General features: G+C 76.0%; 1 pseudogene. It reads right to left on the bottom strand.

Annotated features, from left to right (window positions below):
* Positions 1-438, bottom strand: a pseudogene (locus J5F18_RS08690) (DUF3971 domain-containing protein); the annotation flags it as partial.

Genomic DNA, 438 nt, shown 5'->3' with positions numbered 1-438 from the left:
TCGCGCCCGCGGACCAGGGTGCGCGGCCCGTCATAGGCCCAGAGCACCTCGCCGCCGGCGTGATCCAACGCCATGGGCGCGCCGAACAGCTCGGGGAAATGCAGCGTCGCCCCCTGGGCCCCGACGAAACTCACCCGCCCGGTGAAGTCCCGGGCCTCGACCCACATGTCCAGGGGCCCACCGCCCGGCGCCTGCTCCCAGGGCGACACCTCCACCTCGTGGAGCGCCGCCCGGGCGAGCCACTCGCCCTGGCGATGCCCCAGGCGAAAGCCGCCCACCCGGCCGCGCGGGTCCAGGGTGTCCACCACCCGGGCCAGGGCCTCCGGTAGCGGCACCCGATGGCGCCAGGCGGCCAGCGACCCCAGGTCGAAGCCGCTGGTGTCCAGCCACCAGCCGTCGACATCCCCGGCAAGCTGCCAGCGGTGCGGCAGCGCCGGG

This window comes from Halomonas sp. BM-2019 (assembly GCF_017584085.1).
The sequence above is the reverse complement of the archived record's forward strand: the minus strand, read 5'-3'. Positions and strand labels throughout refer to the sequence as shown.